The following is a 25873-nucleotide window of genomic DNA, read 5'->3' on the forward strand; positions in this document are numbered from 1 at the left end:
ACCCATGAGCACGAAGACCGTCACCTCCGCCCCCGTCCGCATGTCCTTCACCGCCTCCGAGACCCTGAGCGGTCACCTCCAGGCCTCCCTGGTGGATGTCACCGCCCTCAGCCTGGTGGCCAAGCAGATCCACTGGAACGTCGTCGGCCCCAACTTCCGCGACCTCCACCTCAACCTCGACGAGGTTGTCGAGATCGCCCGGTCCGCCTCCGACGCCCTCGCCGAGCGCATGCGCGCCATCAACGTGGTGCCCGACGCCCGCCCCGGGACCATCGCCCGCAACACGACCGTCCCCGAGGCCCCCGTCTCCCAGGTCATCACCAACGAGGCCGTGGACTACATCGTCTCGGCCATCGACGCCGTCGTGAAGACCCTGCGCTCCGTCCACGCCGAAGTCGACGCCGAGGACGTGATCTCCAGCGGCATCCTGGAGGACTACACCCAGCAGCTCGAGCAGCAGGGCTGGTTCCTGTCCGCCCAGAACTACACCGCCTGATCCCGCCAGCGCGGCCGCGGGGCCGGATGGGGCTGACCCGTCCGGCCCCGCGCCGTACCCTGGCGCCATGACGAATCCGTCCACGCCGCCCGCAGCGACCGATCCCGGGCTGATCCGGCCGCGCACCGCCGCCGAGGGGCGCATCGCGATCCTCACCCAGTACTTCGCCACCGACGCCGTCAGCCATGGCGACGTCGCCTCCTTCCCGCCGCCATCGGCCCTAGACGAGCTCCCCTTCGCCGAGCGCAGGCGCCTGCTCGACGGGCTGCTCACCATTCGCCCGCCCCGCCCCATCGGTGACGAGGACATGCGCGACGAGCTCGATGACATGCTCGCCGCCGAGTCCCGTGAGCGCGCCGCCGCGGCCGGCGACCCCGACGCCCTCGACCTCCCCGTCCTGGCCGCCACCCACGGCGTGCCCGGCGCCCTGGGTGAGCGCGTGGTGCTGTGGGAGGGGGACCTCACCACCCTGCGCGCGGGAGCCATCGTCAACGCCGCCAACGAGCGGATGCTCGGCTGCCGCGCGCCGGGCCACGCCTGCATTGACAACGTCATTCACGCCGTCGCCGGTCCGGGGCTGCGCGCCGAGTGCGCCGAGTACATGGCGGGACGGGCTGAGCGGGACGAGGGGCTCGAGCCCGTGGGGCGCGCGGTCATCACCGGCGGCTACCACCTGCCCGCCGAGCACGTCATCCACACGGTGGGGCCCGTCGTCGACGACGGGGTGGTGGCGCCGCGCCATCGCACCCGCCTCGCGAGCTGCTACCGGGCGATCCTCGACGCCGCCCAGGAGGCGGGCCTGGATTCGGTGGGCCTGTGCTCGGTGTCCACAGGCGCCTTCGGCTACCCCAAGGAGGAGGCGGCCCCCCTCGTGCTCGCGACCATTGAGGCCTGGCTCGCCGAGCACCCCGAATCCGAGACGCGGATCATTATCTGCGCCTTCTCCACGGAGGATCGCGCCGCCTACGAGAGCGCGCTCGCGGCCTAGGGCGGATGGGGGGAGGCTGCCCCGCAGGTACGGTCTGGTCCCGCGGATGCCGTCTGGCCCTGTAGATACGGTGTGGCCCCGCAGATACCGTCTCACCCCGGCGTTGCGCCCTCAAACTGCGAGAATGAGGGCGCAACGCCGGGCTGAGACGGTATCTGTGGGCTGAGGCGGTAAGGCCGGGCTGAGACGGTATCCGCGGGTCGAGTTGGCCTGGGGGTCTGATCTGGCCTGGCGGATACCGTCTGACCTGGTGGTTTGGTCTGGTCCTGCGGTAGCTTCCTCGCCCGTGAATGCTGTCTGGCCCTGGGGTCGTCCGGCCTGGAGGTGCCTGGCCTCGGAGATTCCGTCTAGCCCTATGAGTCCGATCTGGCCTAGCGGATACCGTCTCGCCCCGCAGGTACCGTCTGGGCCCGCAGGTACGGTCTGGCCCCGCAGGTACGGTCTGGCCCCGCAGATACCGTCTCGGCCCGGTGTTGCGCCCTCATTCTCGCAGTTTGAGGGCGCAACGCCGGGCTGAGGCGGTATCTGTGGGCTGAGGCGGTAAGGCCGGGCTGAGGCGGTATCTGTGGGCTGAGGCGGTATCTGTGGGCTGAGGCGGTATCTGTGGGCTGAGACGGTAACTCCGGGGTGGGGGAGCGAATCGGGCGCCCGGCGGGAGCGCTCGCTTGGCCTCGCTCAGTCGGCGGCGGGCATGAGGACCCAGGCGACGGCGTAGGCCAGCCATATGGGGCCGGGCAGGAGGGCCAGGGCGAGCGTGGCCAGGCGCACGAGGGTGGGGCTCACGCCCATGTCCTCCGCGATTCCGCCGCAGACTCCGGCCAGGAGCCGGTTGCGCGAACGGTGGGGCAGTGAGGACCGCCAGGACTCGGTGCGCGCAGAGAAGGACCCCTGTGCGTAAGTGGTGCCACTGGCGGAACTGGGTCCCGAGCACGGGTTGGCCCCGGAGCTGTAAGGGGCGGAGCGGGTGCCAGCGGTGGGGGCGGAGCGGGCGGTGGTGGTCTGGGAGGCGGAGGGGAAGTCGTTCGTGCTCATGGCTCAAGCCTGCCCGGCGGCCGCCCCCCAGGGTATCGGGGGCCACCCTGATCGGTCCCTGAACCTCCCCTGACCGAGCGGGGCCGGGGTGGGTGCGCTCTCGTTCTCGCGGGCATGGGCGGGGTCTCCCCGGCTGGGCGGAGGCCGCCGGAGGGAGGCCGGCAGGTGGATGGATGGGGTCGACCGGAAGTGGTGGGCGGATGGTGCCGGCCGGAGGCGGTGGGGGGAGGCCGCTGGGTGGATGGTGCTGGCCGGAGGCGGTGGGCGGAGGCCGCCAGGCGGCGCCGGCCGGAGGCCGCCGGGGAGCCTCTTGAATGCGCCTGAACGGTCGTATAATATATTGGTCATGCGTTCAGCGCCGAATCGCAAAGAGGATTCTCGCCAGCAGGATCTCACGGCGATCGCCCGCATCCGCACCGCTGCCTTGGCTCGCTTCGCCGCCGACGGCTTCAGCGTGGGCCTGCGCGCGATCGCCGCCGACGCCGGGGTGACCGCCGGTCTCATCACCCACCACTTCGGCTCCAAGGAGGGCCTTCGCCGGGCCTGCGACGCCGAGGTCCTGCGGCAGATGGATGAGGCCAAGCGGGACTCCGTCATCATGGGCGGCCCCGCCGACCTCCTCACCCAGCTCACCCAGGTGGAGGAGTACCTGCCCGCCTGCGCCTACGCGCTGCGCTCGCTGGTCGACGGCGGCGAGCTGGCGCGCGCCCTTATGGAGTCCTTCGTCGCCGAGACCGCCGCCCTCCTGGCCGACGGCGTCGCCTCCGGCGCCATCGCACCGAGCCCGGATGATGCCGCCCGCGCCCGCTACCTCGTCTACGCCGAGGCCGGGGCCCTCCTGCTCTACCTGAACTACGAGGCCCCCGACCCCGGCGACATCCAGGCGGCCGTGCGCGACTACTACGCGCGCTACACGCCCATCTCCGTCGCCCTCTACAGCCGGCCGCTCTTCACCGACCCCAGCATGTTCACCGCCTATCTCGACAGCGCCAACCCTCCCAACGACACCAGCCAGGAGGACGCATGACCCCCTCAGCCGCCACCGACCGCGCCCCGGTGCCGGTCGTCGAGGTGATCGGATTGGTCAAGGCCTTCGGGCGCGGCCCGCGCGCCACCCGCGCCCTCGATGGGCTCGACCTGAGCGTCGCGCCCGGCCAGGTGCTGGGCTTCCTCGGGCCCAACGGAGCCGGCAAGTCCACCACGCTGCGAGTCCTGCTCGGAATGCTCCGCGCCGACTCCGGCACCGCCCGGCTCTTCGGGGCCGACCCCTGGGGCGCCGTCGCCGAGCACGAGCACCTGGCCTATGTGCCCGGAGACGTCGCCCTCTGGCCCGGCCTCACCGGCGGGCAGACGCTCGACGCGCTGGCGTCCTTGCGCGCCCGCGGCCCCAGCCGGGGGCGCCGCGCCGAGCTCATCGAGCGCTTCGACCTCGACCCGACCAAGAAGGTCCGCGCCTACTCCAAGGGCAATCGCCAGAAGGTTGCCCTCATCGCCGCCCTGGAGACCGACGTCGACCTCCTCATCCTCGACGAGCCCACCTCCGGGCTCGACCCCCTCATGGAGGAGGTCTTCCGCCAGTGCGTCGCCGAGGCCGCCGCTCGCGGCACCGCCGTCCTGCTCTCCAGCCACATCCTGTCCGAGGTGGAGAGCCTGGCCGACTCCGTGACGATCATACGCGCGGGCCGCACCGTCGAGTCAGGGAGCCTGGAGCGCATCCGCGCCCTGGCCCGCTCCCGGATCAGCGCCGTCGTCACGCATGACCCCCGGGGGCTGGCCGACGGCCGGCCCTCCGCCTCGCTGGCCCCGGGCGTCCATGACCTCGTCGTCGCCGGCGTCGAGGGCGCCTGGCAGTTGAGCATGTCCGTCGACGCCGATCACGTCGGGGAGGTCATGGGGCGCCTGGTCGCGCTCGGGCTGCGCTCGGTCACCGCCGCCCCGCCGAGCCTGGAGGAGATCTTCCTCCACCACTACTCGGCCGACGACACCGGCCCCTCGACCGGCGGTCAGGAGGGCTGAGCCATGGCTCCAGTGATCTCGCCGCTGACCCGCCTCACCCTGCGGCGCGACCGCCGCCCGGCGATCGGCTGGACCCTCGGCGTCGCGCTCCTGACCGCCTACGCCGCGCTCGCGCTGACCGCTGTCTATGACACCGCTGAGGAGCGCCGCGCCTTCGCCGTGGCCTTCTCCAGCCCCATGGCCGCCATGTTCACTGGACCGGGCTATGGGCTCGACGCCGCCGATCCCTCCCTCGGCGCGATCCTCGCCACCGAGGCGCTCGGCTACCTCGGGCTCATCGCGGTCCTCGCCGGGCTGCTCATGTCCATCGCCCGCACGAGGGCCGATGAGGAGACCGGCCCCGGCGAGCTCCTGCGCGCCGCCCCCGTGGGCCGATCCGAGGCGGCGCGCGCCGCCCTGGCCTCCGCCGTGGTGGTCGGCTCCCTTATGGGGGCGGTCGTCTGCGCGATCACCATCGCCGTGGGCCTGGCGCCCCTCGACGCGCTCGCCGTCGGGCTTGGCCTGGCCGCGAGCACCGTCGCGGGAGCCGGCGGCGGGCTGGTGGTAGGGGCGCTCGCGGGCTCCACGAGGGCCGCCAGGGGCCTGGGGGCCCTCCTCGTCGTCGGCTGGTTCCAGCTGCGTGGGCTCGGGGACTCCAGTGCGAACGCCGGCTGGCTGTCCTGGACGACGCCGATCGGCCTCATCCAGCAGGCGCGCCCCTGGGCGGGACTGCGGTGGGGGCCCCTCGTCCTGCTGGCGGCCGGCGCCGCCGTGCTCTGCGCCATCGGCCGTGCCCTCCACGCCCGCCGCGAGATGGGGGCGGGGGTCGCGGCGCTGCCCGCCGTCCGGGGAGTGCGGCGCCCGGGGCCCCGGGGCACCCTGGCCCTGCGCGCGTCCGCGGCGACGCGGGGATGGTGGCTCGTGGGCGGGGTTGTCTTCGCCCTCGTCTATGGGGCGTTCGCCCCTCAGGTGGAGTCGAGCCTGGCCGCCATGTTCGAGGACAACCCGGCGCTGCGGGCCTTCGTGGGCGGGCAGTTGACGGCGCAGGCCTATCTGGCGCTCATCGTCACCTATGGCGGGATCCTCCTGGCTGCGTGCGCCGTTGCCCTGGCCTCCGCCGCGGCGGGGGAGGAAGCCGCGGGCCGGGCGGTCGTGATCCTCGCCGAGCCCATCACCCGGGGGCGCTGGCTCCTGGGCCATGCCGCGGTCGTGGTGGTGGGGGTGGTCTCGATGGGGGTGGCGATCGCCGTTGGCCTGGTGGCCTCGGCGGTCATCCCGCTCGCCGCCCAGGGGAGCGGGGCGGCGGCTGAGCCGTGGGCGCTTGCGGCGGGCGTCGCGGCGGGGTGCGCGTCCGCCCTCCCGGCGGCGCTGCTGTTCGGCGCACTCACCCTGGTCGCGCAGGCGCTCGTCCCCCGAGCGAGCCGGACGATGGGTTGGGGAGTGCTTGTCCTCGCTACGTGCGTGACCGTGCTGGGACGGGCTCTCAAGGCCCCGCAGTGGCTGCTCGACCTCTCACCCTTCACGCACCGCCCGTCGCTTCCGACGGCGAGCGTCGGGCGCGCGGAGGGGAGCGGCGAGGCGTGGGGCGCCATCCTTGGGGCGTCGCAGTCATGGGTCGGGCCCGGCGCGTGCCTGGTGGTGGCAGGAATTTTCCTCTCCCTGGCGGCCGTCTCCCTGCGCCACCGCGACCTCGCGGGGTGAGCGGTGACGGATTCTCCGGGGGCGGGCTACCGGCTTAGCGCGGGCGCTACCGCGCTAAGCGCCGCGCTTTAAGGATCACGACGCTGACGGCGCCTGCTCGGGGGCCGCGGCCCCTGACTGGTCGGCCTGCTGGGCCTGCTGGGCGGCCTTCTCTGCTTTCTTGGCGGCTCGGCGGGCTCGGTCCCGCTCCCTGCGCCGGGCCAGGGCGGCCTGGCGCTTCTCCCACTGAGCCGCCCCGGCGGCCATCCACTCCGGGATGAACTCCGGATCACGCGGATGACGCCCCAATTCCACATAGCACGAATGCGGCTTCGGGCGCTCAGGACCCTGCCCGTCATCGAAGACAGGCTCCCTCATCCAGTCCACCTCACCGCGCAGCACCCACTCACCGGCCACCATCCAGAAATGACCGCACGTCCACGCCCCACGACCAGGCAAAGCCTGCCAATCACGCAGCCTCCCAAACCCGTAACCTATATCGGAAGGGGTCCAAATCGCCTCTTTTGTTCCGTTGACCGTCAGCCAATCCACGATATCTACCATGCGCCCGATCCCAACCATTTCACACTCAAAGCGCTCAAACCCGGGTATCGCCTGAGCCCATTCGCGCACGGCGACCTCAAGGCCCTCGAAATCATCATATCGAACACTTGCCATTTTGCCTCCTAAGCGTCTTTATTTGAGTTCACCCGCCTTTGAGTGACTCATTTGGATAGGATTTTCTCTTCGGCATATTGGCGAAATCTCTCCATCTGACACCGAATTCTTTTGGTACTCGGGACGCGGGGTCCAGGCCCTCCAGGGAACCAGTGGGCGAGGTGATATCAGGATCAGCGTAGTGGACCTCGACACGTATGTCCCTGTAATTGCCCGGATCATCGCGGACCTTCTGCTCGAACTTATAGAACGTGTCGACGCCCTTGACCGGAAGGTTGACGTCCCTGTGCATGGGCACCACGTTGATCGCCTCCGGCGGCCCCCCGAAGCCATGAGCGGCCAGATGCCCGCCATTGAAGCCCTCACCACCCAGGTGCCCGATCTGGGCCTGCAGCCTCTTCGAGCGCCTGCGCCACCTAGCCACCTCAAACCCATCAGCCTCCACCAGCACCGTGCGCCCCGCCCCATCAGTCGTGTAATGGAACGTCCCATCCACCGTGTACGTCACATTCGGCAAAGGATCATTCAAGTCCTTGTTCATCGGATTGGCCCGCTCGCCCCACACGTGGAACCGCTCCACCGCCGAGAACAACTCCGCATGCCTGATCTGCCCAGACGCGTCAGTGTAGTAATCACCCCTGCCCTCCACATGGTAGACCGCGTTGGGCTCGAGCTCCACACCACGCCCGAACGGCTGACGAGGCCCAGGCATGAGACCATCACCAGCCAACACCTCTACCCGCCGACGCGACCTCGCGGGGCGAGTCGCAGGTGGGGCGCCCCCGGCTCTTGGTCGCACGGGGTCCTGAGCGGCGGGTAGCGTTGCCCCGTCCCTGACATGACTCTTGTAGAGGAGAAGGCATCATCGGAGCGCGAATGACGGAATATCCGAGCCCCGGCGGCGCTGACGCGCGGAGCCAGGCGATCAGCGACGTCGAGAACTTGCTCGCCGGTTACATGCGCGATGCCGGCGCGGCGCAGCTCAGCCTCAGCGTCGAGGCCGTGGGGCCGCGGTTCAGCACCCACTCCGCGGTTCTCATCGATGGCGCCTGGCACGCTGACGAGATTCCACCCCATGTCATCCAGGCGGTGGTCGGCCTGCGCACCGTGATGGCCGATCCCTCGCGTGGCGCGTGGACCTGCGCGCGACTGACGCTCGCCGCCCCGGATCACCGGTTGGACATGGAGGTCGACTACAACCGCGCTCCGGCTCTTGAGCCGCCGGTGACACCCGCCGACGTCGCCGAGGAGCTGCGACGATTCCCCCGCGAGGCGACGGCGATGCCGGAGTGGATGCGGTCCGGGATGGTTGTCGCGGGCGCGCCGGGAGCGCCCGGAGCTATCGGCATGGCGGCGCCAGGGGCGCCGACGATGGCAGCGGCCAGGCCCCGCCCGCCGCGGGCCGGCGCGCTCTGGCGCTGGGCGTGGAGGACATTCGCACGCCATCCGCTGATGGCGGCGATCCCGCTGATCGGCGGGGTGGTGATGGTCAACGCTCCGCGGCTCGCCAACGCCGTCCTCACTGGTGACGCCGCCGCTATCGTCAGCGTCCTCTCCGTGTTCGTCATCATCGCCCTGACGATCACGCTGTGCGACTGGGCGGCGCTGCGGGCCGCCTGCCCCGGTGACCCGAGGTGGGCGAGGAGGATCCTTCCTCTTCAGCCCGTGCGGACCGCGCTGCTCGCGATCCTTCTCGTCCCCGGGTACGTCGTCGCGTTCGTCGTCGGCCTCGCGCCGGTGTTCATCGCCCTGTTCTTCTTCCAGGCGGCGCCCGTGGCGTGCATGGAGGGGCGAGGCGGGATGTGGTCCTCACTGAGGATCTCCTCGCGCGCCATGCGGGACGCGGGAGGCGTGGCCGCCCTGTGCGTCGCCCTGTGGATGCTCACCTGGATCCTCGGCGTTACGATCATCGTCCCGCTCCTACTCATGCCGGTGGCCAGCCTCATGACGGTGGGCCTTTACCTGACGATGACCGGGCGTCCTATCGCCTAGCCCCGGGCAGGTCCGGGTCGGGCTCCCAGCGCCCATCGGCTCCGCGATGCCACGGCCAGTCCTTGGGCGGGGGCATCTGGCGACCGTTGAGCGAGACGATTCCACCGCTCATGATGGCGGCATCCTGGACGATATCCAGGTACGGGTCGAAAAGTTCTCCGGTGCCCACTGCGCACACGGTGAGGATAACCGGCCGCCATTCCGGCGGCAGAACGACGTCGTGCAGCCGCAGGACCTCGCGCGGGTCGGAGACGACGAAGGGGCGTGGCACGTGGAGCGCCGGCGTGAACGCGTCGGCATCGTCGAAGAGCATGACGGCGCTGCCGTCCTCCTCACGACGGATCGTGGCGTGCTCGAACCGCGCCATGGCGACGCCGAGGATGAGGGTGATGTCGGGGACATCCGGGGTGATGATCGTGGCGATCCTGGGCACGTTCGGCTCCTGCTCGGTGAGTCGGTTCGGGGCGCGACGCGGTTACGCGCCTGACGCGGGGTTGGTTCTCCGGGATTCAGGGCCGCCGGGCGGGGCGCTCTCGGCCTGGTCGGAGTGCCCGAGCACGCGGGCGACCGTCGTGGTTCCCTCCTCATCGAGCGTCTTGATGAGCTGGATGAGGGGCGCCCAGTCGCCTGGCGCCGCAGCGGTGAGAGGCACGACGAGGTTGAGGCGCTTGCCCACGCCCTCCACGGTGCCGCCGTGCCGTTCGGCGACGGCGGACGGGTTGACGTCGAGCTGTTTGAGCCCCGCCCGGCCGACGAGGATGGCGACCGGAGAGGCGGGAACGCGCGCGGAGGTCGGCAGGGAGGTATCCGGGAACCCCTTGGTGCGGGTGACGAGGACGAACTGCGGCCGGGTCTCCTGGGAGAGCGCGCGCAGCAGGGCCAGGGCCCGGGGCTCGTGCTCGGAGGCGCCCCTGCCCGGCACGGCGATGGCTAGCTCCACGTACTCCTCGATCCCCAGGTGGGTCCGGTTCACGCTCATCGTCCCGGTAGCGGTGAATCCCTCGCCGTGGAGGGCGATGGTGAGGTCGATGGCGGGCATCTTCCGGCGGGCGAGCGAGGTGATCCCCGCTCGGTCCCAGGCAGCGCCAGCGGGTTCGTAGCGGCCCCAGGAGAAGCTGACCTCACCGGCCGGGGCGAAGGCCTCGGCGATGAGCTCGACGCTCCGGCCCACCATCGCGGAGGCCTTGGCAGGATGGTAGAGCGAGGCGGAGACGTAGAGCACGTCGACCAGGGGCCGGCGAATGAGGTGCCGCGGGGAGATGGACGGGGCGTTCGTGGGGCCCTGGGTGAGGAAGTCCGCGACGCGGGGGGCCCATAGGCCGCCTCGCATGAGCCGGTAGCCGCCGCCGTCCCTGATGAGTGATAGGGCGCCCGCTATCTCAGTGAGGCGGTCGAAGGCGGGGGTGATGCGGGCCGAGTCGCTCAGAATGAGCACGGGCACCCTGCCGCTGGTCCGGCGGACGGCGCTGAGGAAGTCGCTCAGGCCCTCGTCGAAGCCGACGACCGCGCTGTCGAGGAACGTGACGGCACCGGTGTCGCCGCTCTGGGCGTCGTAGTAGTGGTGGGCGGCGCGGACGGCCATGGATGCTCCTCGCTGGCAGTGCCATGGGTGTGGCACGGGTCGTGGTGTGGGCGCCCCGAAGGCGTGATTCAGGGACGGTGCGCGCGTTCACCATGCTAGTGGTGACGTACCCCCGGTGGCGCGGACAACTCTTCTGGGCGAGCCTGGTTGACGTGACCTCCCTGTGACACGCGATGATAGGGCCCGTGCATGCGCCGGGGCGCGCCCCTCCCCGATCTCCCTGATCAACGAGGGCGGCGGTTCCAGCGCGAGCAACATGGTCGGCAAGGCCTGCGAGGGCCGTGGGGCTCTGAGGACACTGAGAGGACGGCGAGATATGCGGGTAGTGCCCACTGGGGCAGGACGAGGGAGCGCGCCGCTGGCGCGCGATGAGCGAGAGGATGTCTGAGATGGGCTCATGGGACATCAATCCGGCATTGGTCTCCTCGATCATCAAGTCAGTCCAGACGACGGTCGAGGGGGATCTCGCCACCGCCCTGAAGGATATCGGCACCCAAGGGAATACCGCGATCACGTCATGCACCCAGCCGTCCCCGCTATCAAGCAGTGGCGATGCGCCACTGGTGGCCTCGGCGATTGGAACGTTCTTCGAGAACCGCAAGAGTCAGTTGGAGGGACTGGGCACGCGCGTCTCCGCTGCGGTCAAAGGAACGGTGAGTGCTGTCACCTCTTATGTCAACCAGGATGAATCGGGCGCGTTGGAGTACCAGCGCTCGGCGGCGGGTACCGCCTGAGCGCCTAGCCGGAGGCCTCCGCCGCCTCAGCGGCTCAACGACACGACCCACTCTTATATCCGGCCCGGCCGAGCGCCTCGCTCCGGCGGGACCCTGAATGTCTGCGAGAAAATCCCATGGCACAGACCCCCTTCGACGAGACCAAAATCCCCTGCCTGTCCTTCGATATCGCATCAGTGGAGACCGCCGCGTCCACGATGAAGACGAAAGCGGGAGACCTGCGCGCCGCAGGGCAGACGATCCAGACCACATGGTCCGGACTTTCCGGCTGCTACTCGGCCCCGGAGCAGGAGACCCTGTACGCCGCGATGGATCCGGTGAAGAACAACTCGGACGATCTCGCCAGGGATCTGGAATCCCTGGCCGGAGCGCTGACCACCTTCGCCTCCACCGTGTCAGGCATCAAGGCCCGGGCTCGGACTCTCCAGGCCGATGGGATCGCTTTCAAGGCGAAGATCGCGGGGGATGACAAGTGGGATCACGATCAGGATAAGGTTAACGAGAACAATGCGCTGATTGAACGGGCCAACAAGATCAGGGCGGATCTGTGGGTCGCTGAAGTGGAGTGCGCGAACACGATTCGCGCCTTGGACGACCTTGAGGCCTTCCACACGGACCCCACCAGTGACAACGACCCGCTCGGTTACGGCTACAGCGAGATTCCCGCTGGGACGGAGGGTCTGCCGTGGGGATCACCGGTGGGACGCAAGGATGACTGCCCCAAGGCCGCCGGGGTGCAGGTAAAACGATTCGTGTGGGATGGCGTGGTGTGCGAGGGCCTGGGTGGCACGCTGCGCGGTCTGGGCAATCTGGTGGGTGTTGACTACAGCGCTCAGGATGGGTGGAGCTGGTCCGGGGAGACGGCTTCGAACACCTGGAAGGGCCTTGGGAGTCTTGTCGGGCTCTCCGAGGATGAGAATGGCGGTTATGGCTGGCATGGCTTCGACGCTGCCTGGAGCACGGCCCGGGACTCTTGGGGCGGGGCCGTGAAGGGGCTTGTCTGCGCGGATCAGTGGGGTGATGACCCGGCGCGCGCGGCGGGGGGCGCCGCCTTCAACCTTGCGACCTTTATCGTCGGCGCGGGGGCTGGGGCGAGCAAGGCCGGCAAGCTCGGGGCCTCGGGCTCGAAGCTGGCGCGCGCTGGGCAGGTCGCGGTGACGGCCGATCGCGTGCTGACGTTCCTGGATCCCGTGGGCGCTGGGCTTGGGAAGCTGGTCGAGGTTCCTACCGGCTTCGTGGTGGGCAAGGCTAAGGCGGCGCTGAAGCTGGACTTCGATCTCAATGATGTGATCGGCAGGTGGACCGGTGCCGATGTGGGCTCTGGGATTGATACGCCGCGCGTGGATGCGGATGTCCCTGGTGGCGGCTCGGCCGGCGGGTCCGGCATGGGTGCGCCCGAGGTGGGCCGGGACGTGCTGAAGGGGGAGAACCTCGATGTCGCGCGGGGTGGGACACACCTGGAGTCGGCGGCGGATTCGCCGGGGGGCTCCCGCGCCGCTGAGGGCTCCCCCGGTGGGGGCGCCGGTGATGGCGCCGGGTCGTCTCGTGGGGGCGATGGGGCTGGCGCGGGCGGCGCTGGTGCGGGCGCCCGGGGCGAGGTCGACGGCGCTCACGAGGGCCCGGGCGGTCGGGATGGCGCCGACGCCGCTCACGGGGCTGAGACTGACCTGGCCCATGGCGGGGCCGATGCCGGCCACAGTGGTGAGGCAGGTGGGGCCCGGGATGGCGGCGATGGTGCTCATGAGCGTAACGGCTCCGGTGGCCATCACGACAGCCAGGCCGAGGCCGGCCATCAGAGGGCCGATGCTGAGGCCGGTCACAAGACTGAGGCTGAGAGGGCCGATGATGCTCATGAGCGTGACGGCTCCGGTGGTCATCACGACGGCCGGGCTGAGGCTGATCGGACCCATGACGGGGCCGATGCCGACGCTGGCCACGGGGCTGAGGCTGACAGAGCCCGGGATGGCGGCGATGGTGCTCATGAGCGTGACGGCTCCGGTGGCCATCACGACAGCCAGGCCGAGGCCGGCCATCAGGGGCCCGATGCTGAGGCCGGTCACAAGACTGAGGCTGATCGGTCCGCTGATGGGGCTGGTGGGCCTGGCCATGAGGGCGCTGATGGCGCGCATGGGGGCGAGGGCACCGATGGGGAGCTTGAGCCGGGCAGTCCTGAGGCGATCAGGCGGCACCTGGAGCAGCGGCGGGCGGCCGGTGACGCTGATGAGTTCAATCGGGCTCATCGGCCCGAGTTGCCCGAGGGCGTTGAGCGTCGGCGGGTGGAGGTGTTGGCTGGTGATGGTCTCATGCCTGGGCCTCGTCAGCCGTTCGGGCGTGGTGTGGAGTTGGAGCCCAACGCGGTCTACCATGTGGAGGGCAGGGGTGATTACTACACTGACGCGTCTGGGCAGATCAGGCATGCGGAGTTGTTCTCGGCGGTGGAGCGGTTCCACGTGTGGGGCGAGCGGGCCAATCCGATGAACAAGGACTTGAATGATCCTTTGCCGAATGTGACGTACACGGTGGATGGGACGTTCCATTACACGACTGATGGGGCGGGGCGCACGGTGCTGGTGGAGGCTGATGGGTTTGAGGTGGCTAGGTGGCGCAGGCGCTCGAAGAGGCTGCAGGCCCAGATCGGGCACCTGGGTGGTGAGGGCTTCAATGGCGGGCATCTGGCCGCTCATGGCTTCGGGGGGCCGCCGGAGGCGATCAACGTGGTGCCCATGCACAGGGATGTCAACCTTCCGGTCAAGGACGTGGACACGTTCTACGCCTTCGAGCAGGATGTGAGGAAGAATCCGCATGACTACAGGGACATACGCGTCGAGGTGCACTACGCCGATCCTGATATCACCTCGCCCACCGGCTCCCTGGAGGGCCTGGACCCCGCGTCCCGAGTACCAGAAGAATTCATAGTAAAATGGACGGACCGAAATGGCGGCGCTAGAGAGGCGCCATACAAAAATAGCGCTATCGACGATGCCGCCCCAAGATAGGAGGGATGACTAAAATGGTGTCATCGATTGCCGGGCAGGTGACTGGCGATCTCGAATCCTCTATCCGAGAATGGGCTCAGGCGATTCCCGGGTTCGAGCGCTTTGATCGCGAAACAGTCGGGCTCGGACGCTCGGGCAGAAGTATAAATTGGCTAGTGGTGGACGGTCGGAGGAAATCGGTTCACCTTCCTTCGGATATTACATTCAAATTTACGAACCTTCGTGACGCCCAGGCGTTGCCTGGTCGTGGGGCGTGGACGTGCGCTCATTTCTGGATGGTGGCCGGTGAGTGGGTGCTGCGCAGCGAGTTGGACTGGATGAGAGAGCCGCTCTTCGATGACGGCCATGGCCCTGAGCGCCCGGGGCCGCACGCCTGTCACGTGGAGCTGGGGCTCTATCCGCGTGATCCGGAGTTCATCCCGGAGTGGATGGCCGCCGGGGCTGCCCAATGGGAGAAGCGCGAGGCCGCCCTGGCCCGGCGTAGGGAGCGGGACCGGGCCCGCCGAGCCGCCAAGAAAGCAGAGAAGGCCGCCCAGCAGGCCCAGCAGGCCGACCAGTCAGGGGCCGCGCCCGCCGAGCAGGCGCCGCCGGCGTGAGCCCGCGCCCCCGGGGGCGTGCCCGCACTCCCGGGCGCGTGCGCGCCCCTCCGCCGCTTGGCGGCAGCCAGGTGCCCTCTGCTGGCCACGATGGCCGCGACCAGCAGAGGGCGCCCTATGATTTGGGCGGATGTCTACGCGGGTACCTGGCTGGTTATGAGTTCGGGGGGCCGCCGGAGGCGATCAATGTGGTGCCCATGCACAGGGATGTCAATCTTCCGGTCAAGGGCGTCGACACGTTCTACGCCTTCGAGCAGAAGGTCCGCGATGATCCGGGCAATTACAGGGATATACGTGTCGAGGTCCACTACGCTGATCCTGATATCACCTCGCCCACTGGTTCCCTGGAGGGCCTGGACCCCGCGTCCCGAGCGCCAAAGAGATTCGATGTCTTCTGGACCGATAGACAGGGAGTGGGTGGAAGGAAAAATTATCCGAATGAGGCACTTCCTGATGGTGGTTCGCGATGAAGATCTGTGGAGAGGAGAGGTGGTGCGCCCGTGGTGAGGTGTGATGATTTTGAGGGCCTTGAGGCTGCGATCCGTGAGTGGGTCCAAGGGGTGCCGGGGTTCGAGCGGTTCGACTCTGAGATGGTCGGGCTCGGCCGTGTTGTCAGCGGTAGGGACTGGTTGACGGTGGATGGTGAGAGGAGGTCTGTCAGGCTTCCGCTCGGTTTAGGTGGTGGGCTTGGGAGTTTGCGTGATTGGCAGGCTTTGCCTGGTCGTGGGGCGTGGACGTGTGGTCATTTCTGGATGGTGGCCGGTGAGTGGGTGCTGCGCGGTGAGGTGGACTGGATGAGGGAGCCTGTCTTCGATGACGGTGATGGCCCTGAGCGCCCGGGGCCGCATTCGTGCTATGTGGAATTGGGGCGTCATCCGCGTGATCCGGAGTTCATCCCGGAGTGGATGGCCGCGGGGGCGGCTCAGTGGGAGAAGCGTGAGGCCGCCCTGGCCCGGCGCAGGGAGCGAGACCGAGCCCGCCGAGCCGCCAAGAAAGCAGAGAAGGCCGCCCAGCAGGCCCAGCAGGCCGACCAGTCAGGGGCCGCGGCCCCCGAGCAGTCAGGGGCCGCGCCCGCCGAGCAGGTGCCGCCGGCATAACCCCACGCGCCCCCGAGAGCGTGCCCACACTCCCAGGCGCGGCCACGCCCCTCCGCCGCTTGGCGGCAGCCAGGTGCCCTCTGCTGGCCACGATGGCCGCGACCAGCAGAGGGCGCCCTATGATTTGGGCGGATGTCTACGCGGGTACCTGGCTGGTTATGAGTTCGGGGGGCCGCCGGAGGCGATCAACGTGGTGCCCATGCACAGGGATGTCAATCTTCCGGTCAAGGGCGTCGACACGTTCTACGCCTTCGAGCAGAAGGTCCGCGAGGATCCGGGCAATTACAGGGATATACGCGTCGAGGTGCGCTACGCTGACCCCGGCGCCGCCTCGCCCACTGGTTCCCTGGAGGGCCTGGACCCCGCATCCCGAGTACCAGAAGAATTCCATGTCTCCTGGACTGATAGGCGTAGCGCGGGCAGGGAGAAAGTTTATCCGAATGAGGCTATTGCTGAAAGTGGTGCGCAATAATGATGATTAGCGGATTTAATGCCGTTCCAGGAAAGAGAAGCGATGATTTTGAGGGCCTTGAGGCTGCGATCCGTGAGTGGGTCCAGCAGGTGCCGGGGTTCGAGCGCTTCGACACAGAAATGTCCGGGATCGGTCGCGCTATCAGCGTCAGGGGCTGGTTGACGGTGGATGGTGAGAGGAGGTCTGTCAGGCTTCCGCTCGGTATCGGGCCCGGTCTTGGGAGGCTGCGTGATTGGCAGGCTTTGCCTGGTCGTGGGGCGTGGACGTGCGGTCATTTCTGGATGGTGGCTGGTGAGTGGGTGCTGCGCGGTGAGGTGGACTGGATGAGGGAGCCTGTCTTCGATGACGGTGATGGCCCTGAGCGCCCGGGGCCGCACTCGTGCTATGTGGAGTTGGGGCGTCATCCGCGTGATCCGGAGTTCATCCCGGAGTGGATGGCCGCCGGGGCGGCTCAGTGGGAGAAGCGCGAGGCCGCCCTGGCCCGGCGCAGGGAGCGGGACCGGGCCCGCCGGGCCGCCAAGAAGGCAGAGCAAGCAGAGAAGGCCGCCCAGCAGGCCCAGCAGGCCGACCAGTCAGGGGCCGCGGCCCCCGAGCAGGCGCCGTCAAACCCCATGACTCGGGAATGAGCCGCGTGGTCGTGGAATGAGGCGGTGTAGGGGGCGAATTCTATCCGCTTGGCCCCCACACCGCCTCCAAGTCCCCGAGGAATCCGAAAGATCCGCAGTACCGGCTGTCAAACGGCTCGCATGCCGTCGTGGTGCTCCGGGGCGTGCCTCCCGGGCACAGGGGCGGGCGATGCCTCAGCCGCCGATCTCCTGGACCGCGGCGGCGGCCGCCTTCAACGCCGCGGACGCGGTGTCGTCATTGGACTGCATTGACGAGCGCAGCGTCGTGATGATCGTCTTCACCTCGGATGCCGCGGTCTTCCAATTCTGCTCCTTCGCGTGATACTCCTCCGACACCCCATCGGCCTGGTACTGCGCCATCGCAGCCCTCACGTCGGCATCGCGCTGATCGATCAACGACTCCAGTCGGGACGCCACCGACTCAAAATTCGACTGAGCCTCACTGGACGCTCCCATGTCAAAAGACCGCTGCTCAACATTGTTCGCCATCTCAAACTCCTCCAGTGCTCGACGATCGACTCAGGCCCTCGGCCCGAACGTCGCCCCATCAAAATTCGCTCCCGACTCGGCCTGCCTGGTTGACTCGACCATATCGGCCACGCCCTTCGTGAATGCCGAGTCCATCCCCTTGATGCCGCCCAGTACCGACGCCAGCGCTCCGTTCAGATCGTTGGCCACCTGGTCCGTCCGCCCCTTGAACGAGTCGAACGCCGCTCGGGCGGCCCCATTGAACCGCCCTTCCAGCGGCTCAGCCGCCGCCACCAATTTCTTGACCAGACTTCCCAGGTCGTCGTGAGACGTCGACGTCTTCTTCGTCAACTCCGACAGCGCTGACTCGGCCATATCGAACTTCATACCAAGGACCTCCATCCTCCGGGACTCGAAGCGCTCAGGGCCAGCGGGCAACCCGCCCGCCAACCAGATCACAAAACCGCAACACGCAACGGCAACCGCACCTTAGCAGACCCTCCCACCAGGCACGAGGCTCCACCACCGCGCGCCCCACCCCATGGCATCCCACTCATCCCACCGCGAACCCCGACGCCCCCATGCCCAACCCCCGCCGGGACAATCCCCACACCAACGTGGGACAACGGATATGCCACACACCCACCCCCATCGCTACAGTGACGACAGCCCTGCCACCGGCCCGCCACCCCAGGAAGGACCCCCATGACACCCCAAACCGAGGCACGCACCCACCCCGCCTCGGACAGCCGACCATGGGTTCCCGCCGACCTCGTCGCCGTGCTCGCCGCCGACACCATCGACGTCGTCCTCGTCATCGTCCCACTGGCGGTGGGTCTCGCCCTGCCAGGGCCAGCCTGGTTCCGACTTGTCCTCATCATCATGTGTCCCCTCGCCCTTCTTCACCTCCTCGACTACCACGGTCGGCACGGGAGGTGGGCAGGAGGGGCGCTTCTCGGGCTCCGCACGGTCGACGAGGAAGCCGGGCTCCCCACGGGAACGCCACGCGGTCTTATCGCGCAGGCGGCGCTGGGGCAAGCCGTCGGGGCAACGACCATTGACACGCGCCGCGGCCCCGATCCAACTCGCGGCCCCCTCGGCGAAGCGCCCAGGATCGAGGCCCCAGCCCCTAGGCGCCCCCGACGCTCCTCTGGCCGGGATCAGGTCAGCCTCAAACCGGGACGCTTCTCAAACGATGGGTCTGCGCTCGATGAAAGACGCCACCTGCCCGCATCCCCTCAGCGCGAGATGCCCCCATCTCCGTTCAGACGCCCCCGGGCCGAGGCCCAGCCCTATGCGCCCTCCGCCACCCAGGTCGTGCCCCAGGAGGCCGCATGGGCCACGCCGCCACCCAGGCCACCGCGTCCCTCTGACGTCCCGCCCCCACCGCCCCCGCATCCCAGCCTTCCCTCGGCGGCGCCCATTCCGTCGCCGCGGTACGCGCTCCGTCTGCGCTCCGCCCACGGGTGGACATGGCTCCTGTCCTCGCCCACGATCATCGGTGGGGCGACGCGGCAGATCCCAGCGCTCGCCCCGCACGGAACCGTGGACATCCCAGGAACGGGATCTGCTCTTTCCGACAACCACGCGCATCTTGAGCTCCTTGACGGCTCTCTCTACCTGGCTGATCTTGGCTCGGCCAGCGGCACTCGGATCATCGGTCTCGACGGCGCCATCCAGCAATGCGCCCCCTCGACGCGATACCGTGTCCCCCTTCCCTGCACGATCGAGTTGGGTGCGGTGAGGCTGTCCGCCGAGTTGGAGAGGCTTCCCGCATGATCCGAGCCACGCGCGCGGCACTCACAGGAGGTGAGCGGCATGCCACGTGACAACGACTCCGCCATCCTGGAATCCGCGAAGGTCCACCATGCCCGGCTGCGGATCGCCTTGCTGCGCGGGCGATCCTCAATGACGGTCCGACGCACGGTCCCCGCGATGATCGGCTCGCTGGTGGTCGCCGCGCTCATCAGCGCCGGCTGCGTCGGCTACGGCTATCTCTCCACGCACCTGGACTCGATCCGCCACCCATCCGGGACGCGTGGCGCCCCCACGAGCGAGGCGACCCCGTACACGACCCCGAAGCCCGCGCAGGCCCCTGCCACCCGGAACACTGCCCCGGACGCTGTTTCAGACCCAGACTCCTCGGAACAGGTGAGCGACCAGTGATGCCCTACACCCGACTGACCCTCGTCACCGAGCGCTCTCGCGCGGAGGCGGTCCTGCCGTCGGATGAGCCGATGGGCATCCAGATGCCCATGCTCATGGATCTGCTCGGGCTGACCGTCGGGAACCACATCCCCTCCGTCAGCCTCGTCAGACCCGATGGCGCACTGGTCGATCTCGAACTCGACCTCGCCGCGCAATCCGTTTTCGACGGCGAGATCATCAGAGTCGTCGCCGATGACCAGGCCCCCGCGCCCATGCAGGTCGCCGACATCTCGAACGGGCTGGCTGAGGCCACCGACACTCACCCGGATCGATGGTCCGAGCGCGACCGCATGCGCTTGGTCGGCTCGGTCACCGCGATCGCCCTCGCGTCAGCGATTTGGCCATGGGCCTTCGACACCGCCAGTGCCTCCTCGGCCTGGGTCGCCCTCGTGCCGGGCGCCCTGGCCATGGCCGCCGAGTCGATCGTCGCGGCCGCGTCCAACAGACACCGCGCCGTCGTCGGCACCTTGGGAGGACTCCTCGCTTGCGGCCTCCTCCTGCCGGGTGCCTGGGCGGCTCATGCCGCTGGCGCCACCATCGCCTCGGTCGTCGTCCTCCTCGTGTGCGCGGGCGCGCACTGCCTGGGCCAGCATCGCATCGGCTGGGCGTCAGGGACGCTCCTCGGGCTCGGGCTCGTCGGAATATGGGCCGCCCTCGACAGGGTCGCGGCATCCAGCGAGATTGCCCACGGCGCCATGGGACTGATATGCCTCATTGTCCTGGGAGTCCTGCCATGGTCGGCACTGACGTCCTCGGGGATCTCCCGCCTCGATGACGATGCCATGGCCGGCCGCCTGACCGACCGCCATCGCCTCCACCGGAGCATCAGGCACGCCCACGACCACCTTCTCAGCGCGGTCCTCGTCACCACGATCGGCCTGGGCGCGTCCGCCTCCGCCCTCGCCACGTACACCGACCCATGGGCGATCGCTCTGACCCTGTGCCTGAGCCTGACAGTGCTCCTGCGCTCGCGCGCCTTCCCCCTGACCGCCGAGGTAGCCGCCCTGTGGCTGGCCGCGCTGATGCCCGCGCTCGTCTTGTCCACGCGCATTCCCGAGATCTCCAGGCCATGGGCGATCGGCGCGGCCGCCATCCTCATCACGACCACCAGCCTGATGAATCCAGCAGCGCGTGATCGCATCCGCCTGAGGCGGATCGGGGACAGGGTCGAGACGCTGGCGACGGTTGCCACTTTTCCCCTGCTATGCGGACTGTCCGGCCTCTACTCGCATCTACTGGCGGCGCTCGCATGATGGCGCGGGCGCGGCGCACGGCAGGAGGACCTCTCGGGGAGCTGCGACGATGGGGCACGCTCATCAGTGGGGGAGCGGGCCATCGATCGCGCGCGATCGAGACATCGCGGGCCATTCGCAGGCCACTGCCGCTCACAGGCCGCATCCTCGTCGTGCCCACGGCCCCGGGCGCTGGGGCGACGACCATCGCACTGCTGCTGTCCTCCCTAATAGCGCGGGAGAGGCGCCGCCCAGGCCTGCTCATCAGCGCTTCGTCCGGCCCCCGCTCCGCCGCCGACCTCCTCCCATACTCCGCCAGCGCCGCGGAGATGCCCGCGGCGCGCGCTCCAAGGACAGTCGCCCAGGCCATCGAGGCCCTCGGGAACAGTCCCGACGGCCTCCTGTCCTGCCTTCGCCTGCCCGAGGGCTCGGACAACCCCGATGCGCTCATGCGCTCCTGGACCCGCGCCCAGCATGACTACCTGCGCTTCTTCGACACAGCCGTCACCGAGACCGGCAACGCCGGCGCCCTCGGCCCCGCGCTTCTCGATCTCCATCGGCGCCATCACAGCACCATCCTCGTCTCCCCTGCCCAGCGCGCCAGCATGGATAGGGGGCGCGATCTGGCCGCTCGTCTGCTTGGTGAGGCCCGGGGCAAGCGCGGCGCGCTCCTGCACGTCGTCGTCGCCACCAGGCCCGGCTACCCCCTGGTGCCCGAGCCCGGGGCGGGGGAGAGCCTCGTGCCCTTCGACCATTCCCTCGCCGGGGGTGGCGGCTCAGCCTCGGCGCCCGGCCTCCTCGACCCACTGACCTCCCGCGTCATCGCCGATGTCGCCGCCACATCGATCAGCGGTTGCATCGCCGCTCTTTCGCGGCGCTCCCGCCGAGCGCTCGCGAGCGAGCGAGGCCTCGGCGGGAGCGACCAACTCCTGCCATCCATCGGGAAGGTATCCCCATGATCGAGGTCGTTCACAGGCCCGGGCGCGTTGTCGCCCCCGTTGAGCCACCGGAAGCGGCCCTCCTGCCGATCCCGCCCCAGTTGACCGATACTGGCGTGGGCCAGCCGTTCCCCTTCCAGATGCTTCTGCCCCTGGCCGGTGCGGGCTCATCCATGCTCATGATGACCGTCATGCGGGGAAACCCGATCTTCGCGATGCTCGGCGCTGTGGTCATGGTCGTCACCATGCTCGGGATGGGGGCGATGATGATCTCCCGCCGCTCCGGGCAGGGGCGGCAGCGTCGAGAGCGCAGGGATCACTACCTTGACGAGCTCTCCTCCACTGACAGCCAGGCCGCCGCGCGATCGGCGCAGTACCGCGAGGACCTCTTCCAGACCCAGCCCGATCCCTCAGCGCTGGTCATCATGGCGCGAGCCCCGGAAAGGCGCTGGGAGCGGCGCTTGTCGGACAGTGACTTCCTCCACCTGCGCCTGGGCATCGCCGACCTGCCCGTCCCCATGGTGCGTATCCCCGGTGGCGGGGCACCTCCTCAGATCGATCCGCTGCTCATGACCGAGGCGCAGGCCGTGCTGCGCCGCCACAGCGTGCAACGCGGCCTGCCGGCAGCGCTTGACCTCGACTGCGCCGGTGACGTCTCGATCATCGGACCGAGGGACTCCACCGCGGCCATCGCCCGTGCCCTACTCGCACAGGCCGCTGTTCTGCACGCCCCCGAGGACCTGCTGGTCGCCCTCGCCCACGAGCCGGAGCGGGCCAGTGCCTGGGACTGCGCCGCACGACTGCCGCACCTGCGCGTGACCGGGGCCTTCGACGGCCCGATAGCCCTGCGCCGCGTCGCCCCGGACCACCAGGAACTCGAGCGCCTGCTACGGCCGGACATCGCCGCCGCGACGAAGGCAGTGGGATCGCGCGGATCGTGGATCCGTACCGGGTTCCACGGCCCTCGCCTCCTGGTGGTCTCCGAGCTCAACGGCCCGGCGCGGGCACTGAGCATCCCCGACCAATCGCTCACCCCCGGCGATATCGGCATCACCACCCTCCACCTCGTCGAGGACCGCCTCGACGAGCCCTCCTCGCCCTCCTGGCGCCTGACCGTCACCGACGACGGCGTCCTCGTGGAGGACCTGCGCGCCCAACAGCGGTCCAGCGCTCCCATGGATCCGTCGGCCCCCGATACGGCCCAGCCCTTCCTCTGCGAGCCCGACGCCGTCGGCCCGGCCCTCATGGAAGGACTCGCGCGCGCCCTCGCGCCGCACTCGCTGGGAGCGGCGGCCCACCGCCACGAGTCAGAGGCCGCCACCACGTCGCTCAGCGACCTCCTCGGCGTGGCGGACCCCCGGCACGTCGACACTCACGCGTCGTGGGCCAAGCGCCCGCTACGGGACTTCCTGCGCGTGCCCATCGGCTCCGACGACGACGGCAAGCTCGTGCTCCTCGACATTAAGGAGTCCGCCCAACTGGGCGTTGGCCCTCACGGCCTGTGCATCGGCGCCACCGGCTCGGGGAAGTCCGAGCTCCTGCGCACGCTTATCGCAGTCCTGGCCACCACGCACTCACCTGACGACCTCTCGATGATCCTCGTGGACTACAAGGGCGGCGCGGCCTTCGCCCCGTTCGCCACCATGCCGCACGTCGTCGGGCTCATGGACAACCTGGCTGATGATGCCGGCCTGACCGAGAGGGCCCGCTCCTCGATCGCCGGTGAGGTGCTCCGCCGCCAGGAGCAGCTGCGCGACGCCGGCAACTCCCCCGACATCGGCCACTACCGCCATCTGCGCGAGTCGAACCAGGGCATGGCGCCCATGCCGCACCTCTTCGTCATCATCGACGAGTTCGGCGAGCTCTTGACCGCTAACCCGGACTTCATCGACCTCCTCCTGACGATCGGGCGCATCGGCCGGTCGATCGGCGTCCACCTCCTGCTCGCCAGCCAGCGGATCGAGGCGGGAAAGCTCCGCGGACTGGACACGTACCTGTCCTATCGGCTCTGCCTGCGCACCTTCACCGAGTCGGAGTCCGCTACCGTGATCGGCAACGGCGACGCCTTCCACCTCCCCTCGGCTCCCGGCTACGGCTACCTCAAGGTGGATACCTCCATCTACACCCGCTTCCGCTCCGGCTTCGTCTCCGGCCCGCTCGACGAGCTCGACGATGTCCCAGAGCCGGAGGAGATCACCGAGCGCCGCCCGCTCCTCCTCCCGGTGTACAACGAACTGGAGGCAGGCAGCGAGGGCGAGGCCGGCGCGGATATCGGCGAGCCCCTCCCGGAGACCCGCACCATCCGCGCCACCGTGGTGGACTCGATCGTCAACCAGCTCTCCCGGGCCGCGCCGGCCAACACACCGGTCTGGCTCGAACCACTGCCTCGTCAGCTCTCCCTGACCGGCATGTACGGCGGCGAGCTCAGCCGCAGGCCGGGGCAGCCGCCCCGCGCCCCCGACGGGCTGTGGGATCCTCCGGGCCTGACCGTGCCCATCGGCCTCGTCGACGACCCCGCCCACCAGCGCCAGGACATCTGGGACCTCGACCTGACCGTCGGCGGCGGACACATCGCCCTCATGGGCGCGCCCCAGAGCGGCCGAACGAACTTCCTCATGACCTTGGCGACGTCGGCAGCGCTCGCGCTGCCGCCCTCGCGCCTCTCCTTCTACGGCATCGACGCCACAGGCGGCGGGCTGAGCCGCCTGAGCCACCTGCCCAACGTCGGGGGCATCGCCACCCGCGGTGATCGTGAGCGGATGCGACGCGTGCTCGACGAGATCGTCGCCATGCTCGACCAACGCGAGCGGATCATCGCGGCCAACCGCATCGACTCCCTGGAGATGATGCGGTTGGAGCACCGGCAGGGGCGGGTCGACGGCCTGGCCAGCGCCGACGTCGTCCTGCTCATTGATGGTATCGGCCTCATCCGCGCCGACTTCCCCGAGTTGGAGGACGGCATCGACGAGCTGATAAGGCGCGGCGGAGGCCTAGGAGTCCACATCGTGACCACCCTCGCCCGCGCCAATGATCTCAAGATGGCTCAGCAGCCGCTCTTCGGCACCCGACTCGAACTGCGGCTCAACGACCCCGCTGACTCCCTCATCGCGCGCAAACTCTCCCAGACCCTCGCCCCCGATGCCCCCGGCAGAGTGCTGCGCCCCGACAAGCTCTTCGGCCACCTGGCCCTGCCCATCGAGCGCATCGAGGAGGACCGGGGCGTCGGTGCTGCTCTTGACGGGCTCGCCGAGGAGATGAACGCCTCCTGGACCGGCTCCCGTCCCATGGCGGTGCGCCAGCTCCCGGACGTCATCGACCCCGCCACCCTGCCCGACGACGTCGAGTGCCCCGACCAGGTCCCCTTGGGGATCTTCCAGGACACTATGTCCCCCCTGCAATTGGACCTGGGCGGCGCGGACCCCCACCTGCTCGTGTTCGGCGATGCCCGCTGCGGGAAGTCCACTGTTCTGCGCGGCATCGTCGAGGGGCTCGTGGCACGCTCAACCCCCGAAGAGCTCGTGTTGGGCGTCTACGATGTGCGACGCGACGTCGCCCGAGCCTGCCCGGAGCCCTACCTCGGGGGCCATGCGACCTCGTCGACCACCGCGGGCGGCCTCTCCGCTGCCATCGCCACCGAACTCGACCGCCGCGCCGCCCTGATAGCTGAGGGCAAGGAGGCCGATGGGCCGCGCATCGTCCTCGTCATCGATGACTACGACATCCTCTCCTCCGGAGGGACCAACATCCTGTCACCCATCGTCCCCCACCTGCCCTCGGCCAGGGACCTGCGGCTCAACGTCATTGTCGCCCGTCCCACCGCTGGCGCCTCGCACGCCATGTACGATCCCGTCCTCCTGGCGCTGCGGGACAATGGCGGAACCGGATTCCTCATGGATGGCGACCGCCTTGAGGGCGTCCTCCTGGGAGGCGTCCGTCCGGCTCGCATGCCCCCCGGCCGGGGGAACTGGGTCCAGCGCGGCAGGCGCCCGCGTATCGCGCAGGCCGCCTATTTCGCGCCGGAGGCCTGACAATGCCAGACCGCGGCTTCGCCGGGGGCGCACTG

At 69.2% G+C, this 25873-nt stretch carries 24 protein-coding genes; 17 read left to right on the forward strand and 7 right to left on the reverse strand.

The features are described from left to right. The first annotated feature begins 4 nt into the window (after positions 1-4). Both GVV76_RS01590 and GVV76_RS01595 read left to right on the forward strand, forming a co-directional pair. The gene (locus tag GVV76_RS01590; protein ID WP_159522642.1) at positions 5-496 is read left to right on the forward strand and encodes a Dps family protein; all 492 of its coding nucleotides are present in this window, start codon (positions 5-7) and stop codon (positions 494-496) included. A gap of 67 nt (positions 497-563) precedes the next feature. Further along, a complete protein-coding gene (locus GVV76_RS01595; RefSeq protein WP_159624474.1) occupies positions 564-1484 on the forward strand; it encodes a macro domain-containing protein in 921 nt (306 codons plus the stop codon). Positions 1485-2159: 675 nt separating this feature from the next. Here the strand turns inward: GVV76_RS01595 and GVV76_RS01600 are convergent. Further along, a complete protein-coding gene (locus GVV76_RS01600; RefSeq protein ID WP_159624476.1) occupies positions 2160-2516 on the reverse strand; it encodes a PspC domain-containing protein in 357 nt (118 codons plus the stop codon). A 346-nt stretch (positions 2517-2862) separates the two neighbouring features. On the opposite strand from GVV76_RS01600, the gene GVV76_RS01605 reads away from it, so the two are divergent. The 3 genes from GVV76_RS01605 to GVV76_RS01615 are packed head-to-tail and all read left to right on the forward strand — an operon-like array spanning position 2863 to position 6212. Then, complete coding sequence (locus GVV76_RS01605) at positions 2863-3543, forward strand: TetR/AcrR family transcriptional regulator (protein ID WP_201292169.1); 681 nt, start codon at positions 2863-2865, stop codon at positions 3541-3543. Then, positions 3540-4532, forward strand: a complete 993-nt coding sequence (locus GVV76_RS01610) for an ABC transporter ATP-binding protein (protein ID WP_159624478.1) — start codon at positions 3540-3542, stop codon at positions 4530-4532. The genes GVV76_RS01605 and GVV76_RS01610 overlap by 4 nt, the downstream gene beginning before the upstream one ends. Before the next feature lie 3 nt (positions 4533-4535). After that, the gene (locus GVV76_RS01615) at positions 4536-6212 is read left to right on the forward strand and encodes a hypothetical protein (RefSeq protein WP_236263147.1); all 1677 of its coding nucleotides are present in this window, start codon (positions 4536-4538) and stop codon (positions 6210-6212) included. A 75-nt stretch (positions 6213-6287) separates the two neighbouring features. On the opposite strand, the gene GVV76_RS10290 is transcribed toward GVV76_RS01615, so the two are convergent. Both GVV76_RS10290 and GVV76_RS01625 read right to left on the reverse strand, forming a co-directional pair. Further along, on the reverse strand, positions 6288-6869 hold the full coding sequence (locus tag GVV76_RS10290; RefSeq protein WP_236263148.1) for a hypothetical protein: 582 nt from the start codon (positions 6867-6869) through the stop codon (positions 6288-6290). A gap of 28 nt (positions 6870-6897) precedes the next feature. Next, on the reverse strand, positions 6898-7548 hold the full coding sequence (locus GVV76_RS01625) for a DNA/RNA non-specific endonuclease (RefSeq protein ID WP_159624480.1): 651 nt from the start codon (positions 7546-7548) through the stop codon (positions 6898-6900). A 197-nt stretch (positions 7549-7745) separates the two neighbouring features. Between GVV76_RS01625 and GVV76_RS01630 the strand changes: the two genes are divergently transcribed. Further along, positions 7746-8861 carry a hypothetical protein gene (locus GVV76_RS01630; protein WP_159624482.1) on the forward strand — a complete coding sequence of 372 codons (1116 nt, stop codon included), beginning with the start codon at positions 7746-7748 and terminating at the stop codon, positions 8859-8861. Here GVV76_RS01630 and GVV76_RS01635 read toward each other — a convergent pair. Further along, a complete protein-coding gene (locus GVV76_RS01635) occupies positions 8851-9294 on the reverse strand; it encodes a hypothetical protein (protein WP_159624484.1) in 444 nt (147 codons plus the stop codon). The genes GVV76_RS01630 and GVV76_RS01635 overlap by 11 nt on opposite strands. Positions 9295-9336: 42 nt before the next feature. Further along, the gene (locus tag GVV76_RS01640) at positions 9337-10443 is read right to left on the reverse strand and encodes a DUF6177 family protein (RefSeq protein WP_159624486.1); all 1107 of its coding nucleotides are present in this window, start codon (positions 10441-10443) and stop codon (positions 9337-9339) included. 389 nt (positions 10444-10832) lie between these two features. Here GVV76_RS01640 and GVV76_RS01645 point away from each other — a divergent pair, with 389 nt between their 5' ends. The 6 genes from GVV76_RS01645 (at position 10833) to GVV76_RS01675 (ending at position 16964) form a co-directional block, all read left to right on the forward strand. Next, positions 10833-11177, forward strand: a complete 345-nt coding sequence (locus tag GVV76_RS01645) for a DUF6507 family protein (RefSeq protein WP_159624488.1) — start codon at positions 10833-10835, stop codon at positions 11175-11177. Between the two features lie 116 nt (positions 11178-11293). Then, positions 11294-14173, forward strand: a complete 2880-nt coding sequence (locus GVV76_RS01650; RefSeq protein ID WP_159624490.1) for a DNA/RNA non-specific endonuclease — start codon at positions 11294-11296, stop codon at positions 14171-14173. A gap of 5 nt (positions 14174-14178) precedes the next feature. Then, the gene (locus tag GVV76_RS10295; RefSeq protein WP_236263149.1) at positions 14179-14769 is read left to right on the forward strand and encodes a hypothetical protein; all 591 of its coding nucleotides are present in this window, start codon (positions 14179-14181) and stop codon (positions 14767-14769) included. Between the two features lie 71 nt (positions 14770-14840). After that, the gene (locus GVV76_RS01660; protein ID WP_159624492.1) at positions 14841-15239 is read left to right on the forward strand and encodes a DNA/RNA non-specific endonuclease; all 399 of its coding nucleotides are present in this window, start codon (positions 14841-14843) and stop codon (positions 15237-15239) included. Positions 15240-15563: 324 nt separating this feature from the next. After that, positions 15564-15866 carry a hypothetical protein gene (locus GVV76_RS01665; protein WP_201292170.1) on the forward strand — a complete coding sequence of 101 codons (303 nt, stop codon included), beginning with the start codon at positions 15564-15566 and terminating at the stop codon, positions 15864-15866. 795 nt (positions 15867-16661) lie between these two features. Further along, positions 16662-16964: a hypothetical protein gene (locus tag GVV76_RS01675; protein WP_201292171.1), complete on the forward strand. Its 303-nt coding sequence runs from the start codon at positions 16662-16664 to the stop codon at positions 16962-16964. Positions 16965-17138: 174 nt separating this feature from the next. Here the strand turns inward: GVV76_RS01675 and GVV76_RS01680 are convergent, their stop codons facing one another. Beyond that, entirely contained in the window at positions 17139-17453 is a 315-nt protein-coding gene (locus GVV76_RS01680; protein ID WP_159522660.1) for a pore-forming ESAT-6 family protein, read from the reverse strand. A 30-nt stretch (positions 17454-17483) separates the two neighbouring features. Beyond that, complete coding sequence (locus GVV76_RS01685; protein ID WP_159522662.1) at positions 17484-17819, reverse strand: WXG100 family type VII secretion target; 336 nt, start codon at positions 17817-17819, stop codon at positions 17484-17486. Positions 17820-18977: 1158 nt separating this feature from the next. Between GVV76_RS01685 and GVV76_RS01690 the strand changes: the two genes are divergently transcribed. The 5 genes from GVV76_RS01690 to eccCa all read left to right on the forward strand — a co-directional run bounded on the left by GVV76_RS01690 (position 18978) and on the right by eccCa (position 25838). Then, positions 18978-19211 carry an FHA domain-containing protein gene (locus tag GVV76_RS01690; protein WP_159624496.1) on the forward strand — a complete coding sequence of 78 codons (234 nt, stop codon included), beginning with the start codon at positions 18978-18980 and terminating at the stop codon, positions 19209-19211. A 39-nt stretch (positions 19212-19250) separates the two neighbouring features. Continuing rightward, positions 19251-19598: a hypothetical protein gene (locus tag GVV76_RS01695; RefSeq protein WP_159522666.1), complete on the forward strand. Its 348-nt coding sequence runs from the start codon at positions 19251-19253 to the stop codon at positions 19596-19598. Beyond that, a complete protein-coding gene (locus GVV76_RS01700) occupies positions 19598-20893 on the forward strand; it encodes an EsaB/YukD family protein (protein WP_159624498.1) in 1296 nt (431 codons plus the stop codon). Before GVV76_RS01695 ends, GVV76_RS01700 begins: the two co-directional genes overlap by 1 nt. A gap of 152 nt (positions 20894-21045) precedes the next feature. Continuing rightward, positions 21046-21831 (forward strand): hypothetical protein, encoded by a 786-nt coding sequence (locus GVV76_RS01705; protein WP_159624500.1) that lies wholly within the window; start codon positions 21046-21048, stop codon positions 21829-21831. Further along, the gene (gene eccCa, locus GVV76_RS01710; protein WP_159522672.1) at positions 21828-25838 is read left to right on the forward strand and encodes a type VII secretion protein EccCa; all 4011 of its coding nucleotides are present in this window, start codon (positions 21828-21830) and stop codon (positions 25836-25838) included. The genes GVV76_RS01705 and eccCa overlap by 4 nt, the downstream gene beginning before the upstream one ends. Positions 25839-25873 lie beyond the last annotated feature (35 nt).

Source organism: Actinomyces sp. zg296, assembly GCF_009829695.1.
GTDB classification, from domain to species: domain Bacteria; phylum Actinomycetota; class Actinomycetes; order Actinomycetales; family Actinomycetaceae; genus Actinomyces; species Actinomyces marmotae.